Origin of the sequence: Fibrella aquatica (genome assembly GCF_041321135.1) — a bacterium.
Lineage (GTDB): Bacteria > Bacteroidota > Bacteroidia > Cytophagales > Spirosomataceae > Fibrella > Fibrella aquatica.
Window position 1 is genome coordinate 23,764 of sequence record NZ_JBGGWF010000021.1, and the last position, 17,830, is coordinate 41,593.

A 17,830-nucleotide genomic window follows, 5' to 3' on the forward strand; every position below is an offset into this window, starting at 1 on the left:
CGGGGACGCCTAGTCGAAGGGCCATGCGAAAGCAGCCTATAGCGCGAAGCAAGACACAACAGCAGACATAAGACACCTCTTAAAGATGAAAAACCACCTTCCCCGCCTACTGCTCTGCCTGTTGCTGCTGCAACCTGCTTATTCCCAGGAACTGTACCCGGTGAAACTGCCAACTAACCTATGGCATAATCAGCAGCGTGAACTTCGTTACCGACCCGATGGCACCGATTTTGTCATCACCAACGGAAAACGCCTGTTTACCCGCGCTATCTACGGCACCAATACGGCTTTTCGAATCGAAACGGGCGACCGGCCGGAATTTGCTTTGTATATGCCTGGGATGGGCGGCAACCTGAAAATCGGTGTCATCATTGACGGACAGAGTAAATGGCTCACCGATGCGCAAACGATCACCGCGCGTTATCGGCCCGGTGCCATGCTGTACACGATCAGCGACCCGCTGCTAGGCGGTGGGCAGTGCCAGTTGGAGATACAGGCATTGGCCGATGGCGAAGGGTTCGTGCTGAAAACACGCTTCCAGAATCCCGCCGAGGCGGGGCAGGCTCTACCTAAATCCGTTGCGCTGATTTGGGCATTTGGCGGGGCAAGTGGTAAGAAGTTCTCCCGCGATGGCGACATGGGGCCCGACCCGGAATCGAGCTTTTACCTCAAACCCGAAAACTGTAAAGACAACAGCTACGCCATTAGCTCAGGTACAGCCAGTTCTGCTTCAGCGGGATTCTCGCTGACCTACGGAGCCGGCCTGCAAGTTGGCCCCGACGGGCGCTATTTCGTGGAAGACGCCAAACAACCGGTCAAACCCGCCAAAGAACAACGCCTGTTGGGTACGTTCCCGCCCGGATCGATCCTGAAAGTTGGCGATGCCACGAAGCTAAGCTCCCCGCTGACGCTGGAACAATCATCGCCCGAAAAAGCGCCCGTACTGGTTGGTAAACTGACCGTCACGCCGGATACCGACACGTACCTGACTATCTATAACCCCACCACCAAATCCTCCATTGCCTATCCCGACGTACCTGGCATGTTTCAGCAAGCCGAGAAAAAGCGCGCAGAATTGGCCGGGCGCGTGGTGGTGAACACACCCGACCCGTACCTCAACACGATTGGTGGGGCGTTGGCCGTTGCGTCTGATGCCGTCTGGGAATCACCCTCGTACATGCACGGTGCCATCGGCTGGCGGATGCGGCTGAACGGCTGGCGCGGTCCCTACACCGCCGACCCGCTGGGCTGGCACGACCGCGCCCGAACTCACCTCTCAGCCTACGCTGAATCGCAGGTGGCGAGCCCGGGGGCGGGGCCGATTGTAGCTGACACCGCCATGCACCTGTCACGAAGTCTGGAGAAGCTGGGCACCGGCATGTTTTCCAGTGGCTACATCAGTCGTGACCCGAACGGGAAGAATCCACGGGCGCACCATTACGATATGAATCTGGTCTACATCGACGCGCTGCTGCGGCATTATCAGTGGACCGGTGATCTGGCGTTCGTGCGCGAAACCTGGCCCGTGCTGAAACGGCACCTTGCCTGGGAAACCCGGAATTTCGACCCCGATGGCGATGGCCTGTACGACGCCTACGCGGCCATTTGGGCCAGTGATGCGTTGCAATACAGTGGGGGAGGGGTGACGCACACGTCGGCCTACAACTGTCTGGCGTACAAAAAAGCGGCTGAAATTGCCCTGATGCTGGGCGAAGACCCGCTTCCGTTCCGGCGCGAATCGGAGAAGATCAGGAAAGCGATGAATGCGCTGTTGTGGTTGCCCGCGAAGGGGACTTACGGCGAGTACAAAGACCTGCTCGGCAACCGACTCGTACACCCCGCCGCCGCCATCTGGACCATCTACCACAGCCTCGACTCCGACGTGCCCGACGCCTTTCAAGCCTGGCAAAGCGTGCGTTATATCGACACCGACATTCCGCACATTCCCGTTCGGGCCACCGGCCTCGACGACGGTAATTACTATACGATTTCGACCACCAACTGGATGCCCTACACCTGGTCGCTGAACAACGTGGCGCTTGGCGAATCCATGCACGCGGCACTAGCCAACTGGCAGGCGGGCCGTACCGACGAGGCGTTCAACCTATTCAAAAGTGAAGTGCTGGCGTCGATGTACATGGGTGGAAGCCCCGGCAACATCGTCCAGATTTCGCACTATGACGCTACGCGAGGCGAAGCCTACCGCGATTTTGCCGACCCGATCGGCATGTTCTCAAGGGCCTTGGTCGAGGGGCTGTTCGGTATCGTGCCCGACGCGCTGAACAGGACGCTGACCATCCGTCCCGGCCTACCCGCCGCCTGGAATTACGCATCCATAAACATCCCCGATTTATCGTTCGATTTCAAGCGGGAAAACCGGACGGATACGTACCTACTGCGCCCTGATTTTCCGACGAAACTTAACCTCAAATTCCAGGTGACTGCGCAGGGGCAGCCGAAGCGGGTGACGGTCAACGGCAAACCGGTTGCCTGGGCTAACGTATCGGCATCGGTCGGGAAACCGGTGATTGAGATTGTTACACCATCGGCCGATGAGTATCGGATCGAACTGAGCTGGGACGGGGCAAAACCTGTGTTACCAGCGCCGGAGCGGATATACGCAACGGGCAGCACGCTGTCCGCTCGCTTGGCGGGGGCGCAAGGTAGCGGGGCAAGGGTGATTACGACGAAAGACCCGCAACAGGTACTGAGCAACATCAAAAGCACGGCACAGGGAGTTACGGCGCAGATCAAGGCCGCGCCGGGAACGTATACGGCTTTTTTGCAGGTAGAACAAGGTGCGTTGACCTGGTGGATGCCGCTCTGCTTCCGGGTCGACAAGCCGGTGACGGTGCTGCCCAACGAAGCCGAGGTCAGTAGCCCGACGTTTCGCTTGCAGAACAACACCGGCGCGGCGATTCAGGCAACGGTAACCGTCAACGGTTTCAAGACTACACTGAACGTACCTGCCGACAGCCCATCAGACGCCGTTACCGTGCCCCAAAGCGACTTGCTGCCCGGCACCAACAGCGTATCAATCCGGCTTCCAAACGGCACCATCGTGACCGAACGCCTGATTGACTGGACGGCGAAAACGGATAAAAAGCTGGAAACCATCGACCTGTCGCGCTACCATAACGACCGGGTGACGCAGATTTTCCGGAACAAATACCTGTCGCCTCGTCCGCAGGTGACCACCTTGCAGCTACCCTGGCAAGGAACCGGTGATTGGCCGCATCCGCTTGAGGTGCACGAGATCGACGATAGTGGATTACGGAAATTGGCGGGCTCAACGAACCGAATTGTGCTGCCGCAAGGAATTCCGTTCAGCACGCCCGGCAGCGCTAATATGAAGAATATCCTCTTTACCTCACAGTGGGATAATTACCCTCGTCAGCAAACGATTCCGCTCACGGGTAAATCGTCGCACGCCTGGTTACTCATGGCGGGGTCGACCAACCCGATGCAAAGCCAGTTCACCAACGGCGCGGTGGTGGTCACCTATACCGATGGCAGCACCGACAGTCTGGCATTGCGCAATCCCGAAACGTGGTGGCCGATCGAAAAAGAGTATTACACCGATGGTTTCGCTTTCTCCCTAAAACAGCCCCGCCCAATCCGCGTCCACCTGAAAACGGGTGCGATCATTTCGGGCGAGGAATCGAAACAAAAACACAATGGCCGATCAATTGCCGGTGGTGCCGCCACCGTGCTTGACCTGCCGCTAAATCCATCGAAAATGCTAAAAAGCCTTACGCTGAAAACCATTGCCAACGACGTTGTTATCGGCTTGATGAGCCTGACACTGGCCCGATAGCAGGAGACCGCAGGACGCCATTCACTGCATTGATTTTGATCTTTCGTTCGTAATCGGCGTACCATCCGGCTACCGTAGAGACGCAAGATTTTGCCGCACCGGCGGACCGGTCTCTACACGCGCGTCAGCAACACACGCACGTATTCCCCCAACCAACCATGAAACAAACATTCCTACTAATAACCGCCCTCGCCTTAACCAGCGGGACCATAACTGCCCAGAACGCGCCTAAAGCCAACGATTCCACCACGCCGCTACACCTGCTGAAACCCGATTATCCGGTTCCGTATGGCCAGCCCAAAGTAGCCGATGTAACGAAGGTGCTCGATCGGGTGTATACATACCTGGACACCACTACGCCGGCCGAACTGGTCGATAAAACGACTGGGAAGACGATCACCGATCTGGGTACGTTCAATCCGAACGCGATTATCAGGCCCGGCGATTACCGGCTGACCAGCTACGAATGGGGCGTCACCTATGCCGGGATGCTGCTGGCTAGCGAAGCCACCGGCGACCCGCGTTACGCCGAATACACCAACAAACGGCTGGCGTTTCTGGTCGGTATAACCCCGTATTTCAAGAATCAGGTGGCGACCGACCCGACCGCCAATACACCGCTCCGGCCTATGCTGGCCCCCCACGCTCTCGACGATGCCGGGGCAATGGCGGCGGCCATGATTAAATTAGTCCGGAAGGGGAACGTGAAAACCGATTTCCGGCCGCAGATCGATACGTACCTGAACTACATCACCAAAAAAGAGCATCGTCTGGCCGATGGAACGCTGGCTCGTAACCGGCCGCAGCCCAACACGCTCTGGCTCGACGATCTGTTCATGAGCGTGCCTGCACTGGCGCAGATGGGTAAGCTGACAGGCGAGAAAAAGTATTATGACGAGGCCGTGAAGCAGGTGCTGCAATTCGCGAAGCGCATGTTCAACAAGGAAAAAGGCCTGTACATGCACGGCTGGGTCGAGGGCATGAGCGTTCACCCTGAATTCCACTGGGCACGCGCGAACGGCTGGGGCCTGATGACGACCGTCGAACTGCTGGAGGTATTGCCCGAAAACCATCCCGGTCGACCGGCGTTGTTGGAACTGCTTCGTGCGCACGTTCGTGGACTAGCCGCCTGTCAGTCTGGTTCTGGTTTCTGGCACCAACTGCTCGACCGGACTGATTCCTACCTGGAAACATCGGCCACGGCGATCTACACCTACTCCATCGCCCGCGCCATCAACCGCAGCTGGATCGACCCGCTGGCGTATGCCCCCATGACCCTGCTCGCCTGGAACGCTGTATCGACCAAAGTAACTAACAGCGGTCAGGTAGAAGGCACCTGCGTCGGCACCGGTATGGGCTTCGATCCGGCGTTTTACTACCACCGCCCCATCAACATCTACGCTGCCCACAGCTACGGCCCGGTACTGCTTGCAGGTTCCGAAGTGATCAACTTGCTCAAGAAAAAGACATTTGAGATCAACGACAGCTCGCTGCAACTGACGGAGAAACGGTAAAGTGTTGCTGACGCATGATGCTTCGCGCGCTAGGCCCTTCGACTCCGCTCAGGGTGACAATCCCACCCAAGTTCGTCATGCACCTGCTTGAGTGCATTGTCACCCTGAGCCTGTCGAAGGGCCATGCGAAAGCAACACACAGCGCGAAGCCACGTAGCACCGAAGCTCCAGCTTCGGTAGTCTAAGCTTGTCAGTCACTATCGAAGCTGGAGCTTCGGTGCTACATGCCAACGCATGAAAAAACAATTCACAATTACCTGCCTCTTCATCCTGACACTGGCTAACTCTCTGGCTCAAACACCAGCCAGTTACCATTTTGATTTCGGCTCGGGGAAGGTAGCGAAAGGTTATACCGCCGTGTTGCCAGCTACGCAATACACGAAGGAACTGGGCTACGGATTCACGAAAGAAGCGCAGATCACCGCGATTGATCGGGGCGGGCGTAACGCGCTGACGGGCGATTATTGCACCAGCGATAAACCGTTCTATTTCACCGTCGACGTACCTGAGGGTAACTACGACGTGACCGTGACGCTGGGCGACAAAACCGGGGAATCGGCCACGATGGTGCGGGCTGAGTCGCGGCGGCTGATGACGGAGCAGATCGTGACGAAAGCCGGGCAGTTCGAGACGCGCACGTTTACGGTAAATGTTCGTACCCCGAAAATCAACGACCAGCAGAACGTTCGGCTGAAACCACGCGAACGCGGGTATCTGAACTGGGACAATCAACTGACGCTGGAATTCAACGGGCCAAATCCGAAGGTATGCGCCGTGGAGATCAGACGCAATGAGAAGGCGACGACGGTTTTTCTGGCGGGAAATTCCACCGTTGTCGATCAGGACCGTGAGCCCTGGGCCGCCTGGGGACAGATGATTCCGCGCTTCTTTGATGCGGGGAAGGTCGCCATTGCCAACCATGCCGAATCGGGTGAGGCGTTGAAAAGTTTTGTCAGCGAAAAGCGGCTGGAGAAGATCATGAGCCTGATGAAACCCGGCGATTACCTGTTCATCGAATTTGCCCACAACGACCAGAAACAGGGCAGCGCCCACGTTGAGCCGTTCACGACTTACAAAGAGCAGGTAAAGTTGTTTATCAGCGAAGCCCGCAAAAAAGGGGGCGTTCCGGTGCTGGTTACTTCCATGCACCGCCGCAGCTTCGACTCGACCGGCCACATTACCAACACGCTGGGCGATTACCCCGAAGCCATGCGGCAGACCGCCCGTGAAGAAAACGTGGCCCTGATCGATCTGAACGCGATGAGTAAAACGATGTACGAAAGCTGGGGCCCTGAAACGTCGCTGAAAGCCTTCGTGCATTACCCCGCTAACTCGTTCCCCGGCCAGACCGAGGCGTTGAAAGACAATACCCATTTCAGTACCTATGGGGCCTACGAAATCGCCCGCTGCGTAGTTGAGGGTATCCGAACGAACGTACCTGAACTGGCTAAATCGCTACTAACCGATCTGGGTACGTTCAACCCCGCCCAGCCCGACCCGCTAGCCACCTGGAACTGGCCGCTAAGTCCAATGATAACTGCTATTAAACCCGATGGAAATTGAGGTTTTTTGTCATCCCGACGACAGGAGGGATCTTGAGTTTAGCACAACACTGGCGTAAGGAAACCTCAAGATCCCTCCTGTCGTCGGGATGACAAAAAAGCAACCCACACGCCCCGAGCTAACAAAAACGTACATGAAACAACGCCTCTTTCTCCTCCTACTAACCCTATGCATCGCGGCTGTTCGGTTTCAATCGGTGGCGAAAAAGCCTAACGTCATCTTCATCCTGGCCGATGATATGGGCTACGGCGACTTGGGTTGTTTCGGGCAGAAGGAGATTCAAACGCCTAATATTGACCAGTTGGCGAAGGAGGGAATGCGTTTTACGCAGGCATATGCCGGTACATCGGTTTGTTCACCGTCGCGGAGTTCGTTGATGACGGGGCAGCATACCGGGCATACCTACATTCGAGGGAATTACGGACCGAATCGGACCCGCGTTTCGTATCCCGATAGCATTTTTACCATGGCCGAACTGTTCAAAGCGCAGGGCTACGCCACGGGTATTTTCGGGAAATGGGGGCTGGGTACGAAAGGCTCGAGCGGGACGCCCAACAAGCAGGGGTTCGATGAATTTGCGGGCTACCTCGACCAGAACCACGCCCACGATTACTACACCGACCACCTCGACCTGAACGAATCGGTGGTGCAACTGCCCGAAAACAGCGGGGGTAAAAAAGGCATCTATACCGCCGACTGGTGCTTCGACAAGCTGAAAGCCTTCGTGCAGGGGCATACCGAACAGCCGTTCTTTATCTTCTTCGCTACCACCCTGCCGCACGACAAATACCAGCTTGCCGTGAAGCTGCAGTACGCCAGCAAAGACTGGCCCGAAGGCGGAAAAATCTACGCTTCGATGGTAACGCACCTCGATCAGCAAGTGGGCGATCTGCGAAAATTGCTGAAACAACTAAAGCTCGATGATAACACGCTGATCGTCTTCACGAGCGACAACGGTCCCGCCACACTGGCCGTCAGTGGCCCCGACAGTCCGGCATTCGATGCGGCCTTTTTCAACAGTTCGGGTGGGCTGCGGGGCATCAAACGGGAGATGTACGAAGGCGGTTTGCGCGAGCCGATGATCGTTAGCTGGCCGAACCATATCAAGGCGGGTACAACGAACACGTACCCGGTCGCCTTCTGGGACTTCATGCCCACGTTTGCCGATTTGACCGGCTACAAAAAGCCGATAACAACCGATGGCCTGTCTATACTTCCGATGCTGACCGGCGGCAAGATGGCGGCTCGACCCGGTCGGCCATTGTATTGGGAGTTTCACCTCGAAGACAGCAAAGTAGGCGACATGAAACAGGCCGTGCGTCTGGGTAACTGGAAAGCCGTTCGCAATAGCGTCAGCCAGCCGGTTGAATTATACGACCTGAGCCGCGATGTACAGGAAAAAACCAACCAGGCGGCATCGGAGCCGAAACTCGTTCAGCAACTTACTGCCCTCATGCAACAGGCACACCGCGAATCGGCTTACTGGCCGGTGCCTGGTGCACAAACAACCCAACGATGAAAAACCTGATCTGTACTTTTTTTGCGATTGCCTGTCTGTTCATTGGCAGTGAACATGCCAGTGCCCAGCGGCTGATGGAGAACCTGAGCCGGGGCGTAGTGGCCGTCAATCAGGGTGATGGCAAGGTGTACGTTGGCTGGCGATTGCTGGGTACCGAACCCATCGACCTTTCTTTCAATCTGTACCGGACAACGGGCAGCGGCAAGGCAGTAAAGCTGAACAAACAGCCGATTACCCAAAGCACCAACTTCGTCGATCAGGACGTTGACCTGAGTCAGCCGACCCGCTACGAGGTGAAAGCGGTGCTGAAGGGTAAGGAACAGCCCGCCAGTGAACCGTTTACGCTCGCGGCCAAAGCACCTGCACAATCGTACCTGAGCATTCCGCTACAGACGCCCGTTGGGTACGTTCCCAACGATGCCTCGGCGGGAGATCTGGATGGCGACGGCAACTACGATATTGTGCTGCATCAAACCGGACGGGGTCGCGACAACGGCTCGGCGGGCATGAGCGACGCGCCTATTCTGGAGGGCTACAAAATGGATGGTACGTTGCTCTGGCGCATCAACCTCGGCAAGAATATCCGCGAAGGGGCCCACTACACACAGTTCATGGTCTACGACCTCGACGGAGACGGTCGGGCCGAAGTGGCCTGCAAAACCGCCGATGGCACCATCGATGGACAAGGCAAAGTCATCGGCGATTCAACAAAGCACTGGGTACGTGCCGACGGTAAAATTCTGGACGGCCCCGAATACTTCACCATTTTCGACGGAAAAACCGGCGCGGCCTTGGCCACTACCGATTACGTTCCTTCGCGTTACCCGACCGATGGCTGGGGTGGCATTGGCGGTAACGGCGGCACCGACAACAATGGCAACCGCGTCGACCGGTTTCTGGCCTGCGTGGCGTATCTGGACGGTCAACTGCCGAGCGTAGTCATGTGCCGGGGCTATTACGGCCGAACTGTACTGGCCGCCTGGGACTGGCGCGGTGGTAAACTGACATCGCGTTGGGTGTTCGATTCAAAAGACAAGCCCGGCTTCTCGGGTATGGGCAATCACAACTTGACTGTTACAGATGTTGATGCCGATGGAAAAGACGAAATCGTGTACGGCTCAATGGTGGTTGACGATACGGGGCAGGGCTTGTTTACGACCAAACTCCGCCACGGCGACGCGCTGCACGTCACCGATCTCGACCCCGCCCGGCCGGGTCTGGAGGCCTGGGGTATTCATGAGAATGAAGAAAAAGTAGAAGGCTACGAAAACGGGTATGGCGCAGCGCTCTACGATGCCCGAACGGGTGAAATCATCTGGGGTGCGTTTCCTGGAAAAGACGTCGGCCGTGGCGTAGCGGCTGATATTGACCCAACAAACCCCGGCGGCGAAATGTGGTGGTCGGGTAGCGATGGGCTGTACGACGCTAAAGGCAAACGCATTGGTAATAGTCCACCGTCGACGAATTTTCTGTGCTGGTGGGATGGCGACCTGACCCGCGAACTGCTCGACGGAAATCACATCGACAAATACCAGAACGGAGCCCCCGCCACCCGCCTGCTCACTGCCACGGATTGCTCCTCGAATAACGGTTCTAAATCAACGCCTGCCCTCAGTGCCGACCTCTTTGGCGACTGGCGCGAAGAAGTTGTCTTCCGCGCCAATGATGGCAAAAGCCTACGTATCTACACCACGACCATCCCAACGGAGCACCGCCTTTACACGCTCATGCACGACCCGCAATACCGCCTCAGCATCGCCTGGCAAAACGTTGGCTACAACCAACCCCCCCACACCAGTTTCCACATCGGCGCAGGCATGAAAACCCCGCCAAAGCCGACTATTATAACGACGTTGAAATGAGTGCTGGTAGGCTTCTGACGCTGTTCAGGATTGCAAATCCTAAACAGCCCATACAACAGCCCACACACTTAAACCAACCCTAACACAATCCATCAAACCTCCATCAAAAATTAGCATGAAAACATACCTCAAACTAACCCTGTTTGCCCTTATCGCTTTCGCCGCAGTTGCCGCGATGCAGGCACCGCGCCCGACGTTGTATATCATTGGTGATTCCACCGTTCGGAATGGTTCCGGGAAAGGGTCAGATGGGCTGTGGGGCTGGGGAAGCCTGATTCCCGCGCATTTCGACACCACCCGTATTCACATTGAAAACCACGCCATTGGTGGGCGCAGCAGTCGCACGTTCCTGACCGAAGGGCGCTGGGATAAGATCATGGCCCGACTGGCTCCCGGCGATTACGTGATTATGCAGTTTGGCCATAACGACGGCGGGGCCATCAATGACAGCACCCGCGCCCGTGGCTCGATCAGAGGCATGGGCGACGAAACACAGGAGATCGACAACATGATGACCAAAAAGCATGAAATCGTGCATTCGTTTGGTTGGTACATGAAGAAATACATTGCTGATACGAAAGCAAAAGGCGCGACGCCGATCGTGTGTTCGCTGGTGCCGCGCAATGTCTGGAAACAGGGAAAAGTAGAGCGTGGCTCGGGCAGTTACGGCAAGTGGGCTGCTGAATCGGCTACGGCGGGTGATGCGTTTTATATCGACCTGAACGAGATCATTGCGAAGAAATACGAAGCCGGTTACGACGAAGCCAAACTGAAAGCCGATTTCTTTCCCGGCGATCATACCCACACCAATTACAACGGTGCCAAATACAACGCCGCCGCCGTGGTGGAAGGCCTTCAGCAATTGAAAGACTGCTCGTTGAACCAGTATGTGGTGAAGTTGTGATGGCTTTCGTGAAGCTGGCGCGAGTGTTCACTCGTGTCTCTTATGTCGCAAGCATCTGCTTGCACAGCGCGAACGCGCAGTCAAGTTATAGAAGCGATACTGTAGTGAACAAATAGCCAGCTACAGTTGCGCTTTCGCGCTGAGCAAGCGAATGCTTGCGACATAAACGGCACGAGTAAACACTCGCGCCAGCTTCACGAAAGGGCCACGCACATCTTTTCCCCCTATAGCAGGAGAGTTCAGGAGGCATATACTATTTGTCGCAACCTACTTTACCTCTTACTATTCTCATTCTATTCCCGGTCAATTCTTAATCGATGAAAAATACCTTACCGTTGCTTCGTAACGTACCTGGCATTGCCTTGCTGCTGACATTGACGCTGACTGCTAACGCGCAGAAGCTGCCCGCTAAAAAGGAGATTCTGGCCAAAATGACGCTGGCCAATGACTACTTCATGGCGAAGTGGCCCGATACCGGCAAGGAAATCGTGACCAACAAAACCCGCCCCAGCAACATCTGGACGCGGGCCGTGTATTACGAAGGCCTGATGGCGCTTTACAAAACTGACAAGCAGAAACGCTACTACGATTATGCTGTCGATTGGGGCATGGCGCACAAATGGGGCATGCGAAGCGGCATCAGAACCCGCAACGCCGACGACCAATGCTGCGGCCAGACCTACATTGACCTCTACCTGATCGACCGGCAGCCCCAACGGATTCACGATATTAAGGCGTCGATTGATTCGATGGTGGCTAGTTCAAAAGTGGATGACTGGAACTGGATCGATGCTCTTCAGATGGCTATGCCTGTATTTGCCAAGCTGGGCGTGATCTACAAGAATCCTGCCTATTACGAGAAGATGTATCAGATATATATGTACTCGAAAACGAAGCACGGCGGCAATGGCCTTTACAACCCAAAAGACGGTTTGTGGTGGCGCGACAAGGATTTTGTGCCACCCTACAAAGAGCCCAACGGTGAAGACTGCTATTGGTCGCGGGGTAACGGCTGGGTGGTGGCTGCCCTGGTGAAGGTGCTGGAGATTATGCCGAAAGACGCCCCGCACCGCGCCGAATACGAGCAAACGTACCTGGCCATGATGAAAGCGCTGGTCCCGCTACAACGCGCTGATGGCTACTGGAACGTTAGTTTGCACGATCCGACCAATTTCGGGGGTAAAGAAATGACCGGCACTGCTCTATTCGTATACGGTATGGCCTGGGGAACGCGCAACGGCCTGCTCGACAAAAAGGTGTACGCGCCCATCGTAGCCAAAGGCTGGAACGCCATGGCCACCGAAAGCGTCGATACCGACGGTCGGCTGGGCTGGGTACAGGGAACGGGCAAAGAGCCGAAGGAAGGGCAGCCGGTAACGTTTACCAGCAAACCTGATTTTGAAGACTACGGCCTCGGCTGCTTCCTGCTCGCCGGTGCCGAAGTGTATAAATTGAAGTGAAGTGGTGGTGGTAGCTTCACGAAGCAACCTACAGCGTGAAGCAACACATACACCACCAATCCTAAATTCCTCCTTAACTGAAATGAAAAAATACATACTTCCAGCCCTGGTGGCTTTAGCCGGGTTGGGTAGCCCGCAACCTGCTTACAGCCAGCCGAAATGGCCGACTATTACTCAGCAGGCTAAACCCTGGACGCGCTGGTGGTGGATGGGCAGCGCCGTGAACGACAAAGACCTCACCCGCCTGATGGAGCAATACCAGAAAGCCGGGTTGGGGGGCGTTGAAATCACCCCGATCTATGGCGTCAAGGGTGAAGAAAAGCAGTTTATCAGCTTCCTGTCGCCGAAATGGATGGATCGCCTTACGCACACGCTCACCGAAGCGCAGCGGCTGGGTATGGGTGTCGATCTGGCGCAGGCATCGGGCTGGCCGTTTGGCGGTCCGTGGGTGACGCCGGAAGATGCCTGCAAATACGTGGCCTACAGCAGCTACACCGTAAAGGGTGGCGAGTCGCTGAAAGAGCCGGTGACGTACATGCAGAAGCCACTCATGCGGGTGGTAGGCGAGCCGATCGACATTAAAAAGCTAATCGACCCAATCGCGAAAAATCCCGATCTGCAACGGCACGCCTTCGATCAGGTACGTTTCGAGAAACCGATGCCGTTGCAAAGCCTGATGGCCTATCCTGAGAAAGGTGAACCCGTTGAGCTGACCAGCCGCGTGGATAAGTCAGGTACGTTGAACTGGACTGCTCCTGAGGGGAAGTGGACGTTGTTTGCCGTTTTTGAAGGCTGGCATGGCAAGCAGGTCGAGCGGGCTGGCCCCGGCGGTGAGGGCGACGTGATCGATCACTTTTCGAAAACCGCTACTGACCATTATCTGCAACGGTTCGATCAGGCGTTTAAAGGCTATAACCTGAAATCACTGCGGGCGTTCTTCAATGATTCATACGAAGTGGATGACGCATCAGGTGAGGGCAACTGGACGCCGAACATGTTTGCCGAATTCAGCAAGCGGCGCGGCTACGACCTGAAAGCCCATTTGCCCGCCCTGTTCGGCAAAGACGTTGACGAAACCAACAAGCGGGTGCTGAGCGATTACCGGGAAACGATCTCGGAGTTGTTGCTCGAAAACTACACCAAAACCTGGAGTACCTGGGCAAAGGGTAGGGGTAAGCTGATCCGGAATCAGGCCCACGGTTCGCCCGCCAATATCCTCGATCTCTACGCGATTACCGACATTCCGGAGATTGAAGGAACGGAGCTGCTTCGCATCAAATTCGCCTCGTCGGCGGCGCACGTGATGGGTAAACAACTAACATCGTCGGAATCGGCAACCTGGGATAATGAGCATTTTCTGTCGAAACTGAGCGACATCAAGAAAGACATGGATCGCTTTCTGCTGGGCGGCGTGAACCATACATTTTACCACGGCACCAACTACTCGCCCCAAAGCGCTCCTTGGCCGGGCTGGCTGTTCTACGCCGCCGTGCATTTCAACCCCAATAACAGCTTCTGGACCGATTTCAGTACGTTGAATACTTACGTAGCGCGTTGCCAGTCGTTCCTCCAAGCCGGTAAACCCGACAACGACGTGCTTGTCTACCTGCCCATCTACGATGCCTACACGCGTCCCGGCAAGGTGCTGTTGCAGCATTTCGACGGCATCGACCATGGGTTTAAAGGCCTGCCGGTGGAGGAACAAACGGAGTCGATGCTGGCAAAAGGCTACGCGTTCGATTTCATTTCCGACAAACAATTGCTCGGGGTAACTACGGCGGGAGGCAAGCTGCAAACCGGTGGTAATGCGTACAAAACCATTCTGGTGCCGGAGTCGAAGTACATGCCGCTGGGTACGTTGCAACAGTTGTTAAAACTAGCCCAGAACGGGGCAACCGTTGTTTTTGCGGGTGGAATGCCGGAAGACGTGAACGGTATGGGTAATCTGGACGCACGTCGGGCTACGTTCAAAAGTTTGCTGGCTGGCCTGACATTCACCAATACAAAGGAAGTGCAACGGGCCGAAGTGGGCGGGAAAGGGCAGATTCTGACGGGGAAAAACGTAGATCAATTGCTGGTAGCGGCGGGCGTCAACCGCGAAACGATGCTGGATAACGGCTTGCAGTGTATTCGTCGGGCCACCAAAACCGGTCATTACTACTTCGTTGCCAACTGGGGCGAGAAAGCCATTGATGGCTGGATACCGCTTCAATCACCGGCTAAGTCGGCGGCCTTGTACAACCCGATGACGGGCCAAACCGGCATGGCGTCGATCCGCGCCACAAGTATGGGCAGCGAAGTCTATCTGCAACTGGCCCCCGGAGAATCGTGCCTGCTGGACCTAACCAACACGGCCGTTAGCGGACGAGCTTACACGTACCGGAAAGCGACGGCCCCGGCCCAGCCTATTACCGGTAACTGGACCATCAACTTCGTGAAAGGTGGCCCCGAGTTGCCCAAACCGGTGCAAGCAACTGACCTCGGATCGTGGACGAAACTGGACGGCGATGCTGTTAAGAAATTCTCGGGCACGGCCACTTATTCGATCACGTTCCCAATGCCAACCGACGCGGCGAATGACTACCTGCTCGATCTGGGTGGTGTTGCCGAAAGTGCGCAGGTGCAGCTAAACGGCGTTAAGCTGGGTACGTTGCTTGGTCCGGTGTATCAGGTAAACGTTCCGAAATCGGTTATGAAAGCGACCAACACGCTGGTCGTTACGGTATCGAATAGCATGGCCAACCGCATCATCGACATGGACAAGAACCAGGTGGTCTGGAAGAAATTCTACAACATCAACATGTCGGCCCGCCTGAAAGAAAACCGAGGCGCCGACGGCAATTTCACCGCCGAAAACTGGGACGTAAAACCGTCTGGTTTGCTAGGCCCTGTAACGATCACACCGGCTGCAGTGGTGTCGGTGAAGTAAAAAAGCGAAGCTGGCGCGAGTATGTACTCGTGCCCTCTATGTCGCAAGCATTCGCTTGCAGTCCGATAGGGCAATGCGGTAGCGAATCAATACAGTAGCTGGTTTCTCATTCTCTACATATTCTCTACCCTAGTTGCGCTCTTGCGCTCTTGCGCTGTGCAAGCGAATGCTTGCGACATAAGGGGCACGAGCAAATGCTCGCGCCAGTCACTACCCCCAAAACAAAACCACAAAAAATGGAAGAAGTAGCCTTTACCATGCAGTTGAAGCCCGGGGTTGTGGCGGAATACAAACGTCGGCATGATGAGATTTGGCCGGAACTATCGGTAGCGTTGACCGAAGCGGGCATCCGCGATTACTCGATCTACCTCGACCCGACGTCAGGTACGTTATTCGCCGTGCAGAAACGTTTACCCGGTCACACTGCCGACGCCCTGCCCGAACTGGATGTGATGAAGCGCTGGTGGGCCTACATGGCCGATCTGATGGACACGAACCCGGATAATTCGCCCGTAGCCAAGCCGCTGGAGTTTATTTTCCATGCTGATTAGGCAGGTAGGTACGGGAAGGTTAGGCGGCTTGGAAAAGTAGATTTGTAGGATGTTTAATAGCATTTAAAAGCTAGAGCAAGATTAGATAAAGACAGAGGCGCAGAGAACTCAGAGTTACATTAGACTGCTAGTGAACTGGTTGTATAGAATAAAAAACTCTGTGTTCTCTGCGCCTCTGTGTTTATCTGTTTTTTTCTCATTACCGATACATTCATTTCCCTATGTCGACCGAAAACCTTTCCCGAAGAACATTTATTCAGCAGTCAGCCGTAGCCACGGCCGGACTGATTTCCGCCAGCAGCATGGCGGCCATTGCCGCATCAATTGATCCGAATTCGGCGGTGAAACGCCGGATAGCGATGGTCGGTACCGGTCACCGGGGCACGAGCATGTGGGGCGTACCGGTCGCGAAGGAGTTTGGTGATCTGGTCGAGTTCGTCGGCCTGTGCGACAAGAACCCTGGTCGGGCCGAAACGGCGCGGAAGATGCTGAACGTGACCTGCCCGCTCTACACCGATTTCGACAAGATGATGAAGGAGGCGAAACCCGACCTGCTCATCGTGACAACGGTCGATGCCACGCACGATCAGTTCATCATCAAAGGCATGGAAATGGGCGCGGACATCATCACGGAAAAGCCGATGACGACCGACGAAAGCAAGTGCAACGCCATTCTGGAAGCTGAACGCAAAACGGGCAAAAAGGTCACCGTGACGTTCAACTACCGCTATTCGCCACACCGCCAGAAACTGTATGAACTGCTACGCGCCGACACCATCGGTAAAGTAACGTCAGTCGATTTTCACTGGTATCTGGATGTGAAACACGGCGCCGATTATTTCCGTCGCTGGCACCGGCTACGCGAGAATAGCGGCTCGCTTTGGGTACACAAAGCCAGTCACCATTTCGATCTGCTGAACTGGTGGCTCGAATCGGAACCACAAACAGTCTACGCCCAGGCATCGCTCGATAACTACGGTAAAAATGGCCCGTTCCGGTCGACGAACTGCCGGCCCTGTACGTTCAAAGACAAGTGCTCGTTTTATTTCGACATGACCAAAGACAAGCGTCTGATGGCTCTGTATGCCGATAACGAGAAGCGCGACGGTTACCTGCGTGACGGTTGCGTTTTCAAAGAAGACATCAACATCTTTGATAAGATGGCCGCTACGATCCACTATGCCAACGGGGTGAACGTGGCTTATTCGCTGACGACCTATTCACCTTACGAAGGCTACCGCATTGCGTTCAACGGTACTAAAGGCCGCATTGAAGCCTGGATCAAAGAAACTGGCGCGATGACGCTGGAACCGTACGACGAGATTATGATCTCGCACAACTTCGGCAAAATCGAAACGATTCGCGTGCCACAGGCCGAGGGTCACGGTGGCGGTGATGCCCTGCTTCGCGACAAGATTTTCCGCAACCCGAAAGCACCCGATACCTTCCGGCAGTCGGCGGGTAGCCGCGATGGAGCGATGGCGATTCTGGTTGGCATTGCCGCCCGTAAAAGCGTCGATTCCGGCAAACCCATAAACATCGCTGATTTGACCGAGTTGAAACCGCTGGCGGTGAAGGGCTAGGTACGTTGCTAGATTTCTCGGCATAGCCCCGCGGCGGCGGACCGTCCCGCCCTAAAGGGAGCCTGCTGGCGCATTCGTATTGCTTACGCCGGTTCGCTAGTGCGTAAGCAATACGAATGCGCCAGCAG

The 17,830-nt window shown here is 55.7% G+C and carries 10 protein-coding genes; all 10 read left to right on the forward strand.

Translation table 11 applies throughout. The annotated features are described in order from the left end of the window. The first annotated feature begins 85 nt into the window (after positions 1–85). The 10 genes from ACAW87_RS25355 to ACAW87_RS25400 all read left to right on the forward strand — a co-directional run bounded on the left by ACAW87_RS25355 (position 86) and on the right by ACAW87_RS25400 (position 17,702). Positions 86–3,817, forward strand: coding sequence for a DUF4450 domain-containing protein (locus ACAW87_RS25355; RefSeq protein WP_370726470.1), 3,732 nt, complete (start codon positions 86–88; stop codon positions 3,815–3,817). A gap of 158 nt (positions 3,818–3,975) precedes the next feature. After that, a complete protein-coding gene (locus ACAW87_RS25360; RefSeq protein WP_370726471.1) occupies positions 3,976–5,331 on the forward strand; it encodes a glycoside hydrolase family 88/105 protein in 1,356 nt (451 codons plus the stop codon). Positions 5,332–5,565: 234 nt separating this feature from the next. Beyond that, positions 5,566–6,894, forward strand: coding sequence for a rhamnogalacturonan acetylesterase (locus tag ACAW87_RS25365; protein ID WP_370726472.1), 1,329 nt, complete (start codon positions 5,566–5,568; stop codon positions 6,892–6,894). A gap of 133 nt (positions 6,895–7,027) precedes the next feature. Continuing rightward, on the forward strand, positions 7,028–8,413 hold the full coding sequence (locus tag ACAW87_RS25370; protein WP_370726473.1) for an arylsulfatase: 1,386 nt from the start codon (positions 7,028–7,030) through the stop codon (positions 8,411–8,413). Beyond that, complete coding sequence (locus ACAW87_RS25375; protein WP_370726474.1) at positions 8,410–10,275, forward strand: rhamnogalacturonan lyase; 1,866 nt, start codon at positions 8,410–8,412, stop codon at positions 10,273–10,275. The genes ACAW87_RS25370 and ACAW87_RS25375 overlap by 4 nt, the downstream gene beginning before the upstream one ends. Positions 10,276–10,390: 115 nt before the next feature. Continuing rightward, positions 10,391–11,179, forward strand: coding sequence for a rhamnogalacturonan acetylesterase (locus tag ACAW87_RS25380; RefSeq protein WP_370726475.1), 789 nt, complete (start codon positions 10,391–10,393; stop codon positions 11,177–11,179). Positions 11,180–11,496: 317 nt separating this feature from the next. Beyond that, positions 11,497–12,639: a glycoside hydrolase family 88/105 protein gene (locus ACAW87_RS25385; protein WP_370726476.1), complete on the forward strand. Its 1,143-nt coding sequence runs from the start codon at positions 11,497–11,499 to the stop codon at positions 12,637–12,639. Between the two features lie 82 nt (positions 12,640–12,721). Continuing rightward, positions 12,722–15,568 carry a glycosyl hydrolase gene (locus tag ACAW87_RS25390; RefSeq protein ID WP_370726477.1) on the forward strand — a complete coding sequence of 949 codons (2,847 nt, stop codon included), beginning with the start codon at positions 12,722–12,724 and terminating at the stop codon, positions 15,566–15,568. A gap of 236 nt (positions 15,569–15,804) precedes the next feature. Beyond that, positions 15,805–16,119, forward strand: coding sequence for an L-rhamnose mutarotase (gene rhaM, locus ACAW87_RS25395; protein WP_370726478.1), 315 nt, complete (start codon positions 15,805–15,807; stop codon positions 16,117–16,119). 221 nt (positions 16,120–16,340) lie between these two features. Beyond that, positions 16,341–17,702, forward strand: a complete 1,362-nt coding sequence (locus ACAW87_RS25400; protein WP_370726479.1) for a Gfo/Idh/MocA family protein — start codon at positions 16,341–16,343, stop codon at positions 17,700–17,702. Positions 17,703–17,830: the final 128 nt, after the last annotated feature.